The organism is Brevundimonas sp. CURTG3B2_SDJG (genome assembly GCF_057364705.1).
The window spans coordinates 1-2,964 of sequence record NZ_JBNFOJ010000329.1; the positions used below are offsets into that span (position 1 = coordinate 1).

Here is a 2,964-nt window from a genome sequence, read left to right on the forward strand (position 1 = left end):
GCGAACGCCGGGTCGCCGGTGACCGCCGCCAGCCCCGCGCGCAGGTCGTCGGGCACGTACGGCCGCCCGGCGACCCCATGCGTCCGCCACATGTGGCGCATGTAAAGTCGTCCAGGGTGATCCCCTCGAACCGCTCGCGCAGTGTCAGGTCCAGCGTCAGGGCCAGGGCCGCGCCGTAGGTGTAGTACGAAGCGAAGATGTTGGGATTGGTCGGATCGATCGCAGTGGCCGCGTCCGCGAAGGGCGCGCGCAGGCTCATCTCCTGGGGCGAGCCGTAGCCACGGGCCGGGGTGTTCAGCATGAAATCCAGCTGCCCGCCGATCTCGGCCAGGAACCGGTCGACGGTCGATTCCCCCGCGCGGCGGATGGCCAAGGGGCCATAGTAGTTGGTGAAGCCCTCGGCGAACCACAGGGACGGGGTCGGATTGGCCCGGGTGAAGTCGAAGGGCTCCAGCTCGGCCGGGCGCAGGCGCTCCACGTTCCAGGCGTGGAAGAACTCGTGGCTCAGGGTGCCGATCTGGCCGTAGTCCGCCTCGGCCAGCGACCGGGAGCTGCTGATGACGGTCGAGTTCCGGTGCTCCATCCCGTCGCCGCTGACGTGGGGAAGGTAGTCGGCCAGGAAGGTGTAGGTCCCGTAATCGAAGTCGGGGACGTCGCCGAAGATGGCGATCTGCTGGTCGACGATCCGGCGGGCCTTGGCGGCGAAGACGTCGGCCTGTTCGGCCGTGCCGGCGTGATGCAGGGCGATGCGGATGGTGCGCGGCGTCCCCGCGTCGTCGACCTGCCACTCTCGCACCATGTGGTCGCTGAGCTCGGTCGGGCTGTCCATCAGGTACTGCAGATTGGGCGCGGTGAACACGTCGGGCCGGTCGGTGGGCGTCAGCTGGGTGGCGATCCGCCAGGCGGGGTCCGGGGCACGGAACCGCAGGCGCACGGCTCGCTCGTCGAAGCCGCGCGCCCACAGCAGGGTCGCCGGCATGTTCAGGTGGGCGTGGGTCGCGTCGATCTGGGCGTAGGTGCCATCGGCCCGGTCGCCGTAAAGGGTGTAGGTGACGCTGACCACGCCGTCGTGCCCCGCGACGGTCCAGCCGTAGGGGTCGGTTCGCTGGACGGTCAGGGGCCGCCCGGCGCCGTCGACGGCGGTGACCGAATAGACGTTCTTGGCGAACTCGTGGATCGCGTAGCGCCCCGGCGACGAACGGGACATCTCGAACCGGACCGGCGCGCGCCCGACGTCCCGGTAGGTGACGGTGATCCGCGCCTCATGGTGGACCGCGTTGTCGAAGCTGAGATCGTACTCCACCGGGGCGCCGCCGGGGGCTTGCGTCTGAGACGGCGCCTGGGCGAGGGCCGGACCCGCCGCCAGGACGAACACGGCGGAGGCCAGGAGTGCGAGCTTCATCGGAAATCCCCCATCGAACACAGGGCGGGGACCGTCCACCGCCAGGCGGCCGCTGGCAAGTTACCGATGGTTCAGGCGGCGTGGAGTTCCTGCTTCACACGCTCGGCCAGGGTCTTGATGTCCAGGGGCTTGGGCAGGAACGATACGCCGGCCTCGTCCTGGAGCAGGTCCGAGAAGTCGCTCTCGGCGTAGCCCGAGATGAACATCACCGGGGCGTCGCCCAGGAAGGGGCGGGCCTTCTTCAGCAGCGAGGGACCGTCCAGGCCGGGCATGATCACGTCCGAGATCATCATGTCGATGGTCCCGGCGTGCGCCTCGGCCAGCTCCAGCGCCTGCTCGCCGTCCTCCGCCTCGATGACCTCATAGCCGCGCTGGCGCAGCAGGCGGGCGGCGATGCCGCGCACCGCGGCCTCGTCCTCGACGAACAGGATGCGGCCGGCCCCCGAAAGGTCGCGCGGCGCCTTGGCCGCCTTCTCGACGACCGGGGTCTCGGCCAGCTCCGCCTCGGCCGCCTCGGGCAGAAAGATGCGGAACGCCGCCCCGGCTCCCTCGAGATTCGTCACGTTGATGTGGCCGCCGGCCTGTTCGACGATGCCGTAGACGGTGGCCAGGCCCATGCCGGTGCCCTCGTTGACCGCCTTGGTCGTGAAGAAGGGCTCGAAGATCTTGTCCAGCAGGTCGGGCGGCACGCCCGGGCCGGTGTCCGAAACCTCGATCAGGGCGACGGCCTCGGTCGAGGCGGCGGTCCAGCCCAGGCGCCGGGCATCGTCGCGGGTGACGCGGCGGGTGCGGATGGTGACGACGCCGGCGCCCGGCTCCACCACCCCGCGCATGGCGTCGCGGGCGTTGACGGCCAGGTTCATGACCGCGGTCTCGAGCTGGCTCTTGTCGGCTAGCACCACCGGCAGGTCGCGGCCGTAGTCGGTCTCCAGCCGCACGTCCTCGCGCAGCAGCCTGCGCAGCAGGACGGCGAACTCGCCGACCAACTCGCCCAGGTCCAGACGTTCGCGCCGAACGGTCGACTTGCGCGAGAAGGCCAGCAGCTTGCGCACCAGGTCCGCGGCGCGGATGGCGGTCTGTCGGATCTCGTTCAGCCCCTCGTACGAGGGGTCGCCGACCGGGTGCCGCTCCAGAAGGCCCGAGAGCTGCAGCTGGATGGCGGTCAGCAGGTTGTTGAAGTCGTGGGCCACGCCCCCGGCCAGCTGGCCGACGGCCTGCATCTTCTGGGCCTGCGACAGCTGCAGCTCCATCGACTTCTGGACCGAGACGTCGAACATCCAGATGCGGCTGCGCTCGCCCTCGGGCGCGACGTAGAGATGCAGCATCCGGTCGGGGTGGGCGCGGGCGACCAGCTCGATCGGCCCCGAAGAGCCCGCGGCCAGCTTGGCCCGGGCCTCGGCCACGCCGCCGGGCTCGAACAGGTGGCCGAAAGCGGCGTCGCGCGCCGCGCCCGGCCCGGTCAGCAACTCCAGCGCCGGGTTGGGATCCTCGATCTTGCCGGCGAACAGATCGTCGCCGGCGATCACCGCCGAGCCGAAGGGGCGCGCCGGCGGCCATGGCCC

2 protein-coding genes are annotated in these 2,964 nt (G+C 70.7%); both read right to left on the reverse strand.

The genetic code is table 11. The features are described 5' to 3' along the window. A partial coding sequence (locus AC2W7C_RS16040; protein WP_486002294.1) for a M61 family metallopeptidase occupies positions 1-1,402 on the reverse strand: 1,402 nt, incomplete at its 3' end. Positions 1,403-1,473: 71 nt separating this feature from the next. Then, the coding region (locus AC2W7C_RS16045; protein ID WP_486002295.1) for an ATP-binding protein at positions 1,474-2,964 on the reverse strand (1,491 nt) is incomplete at its 5' end.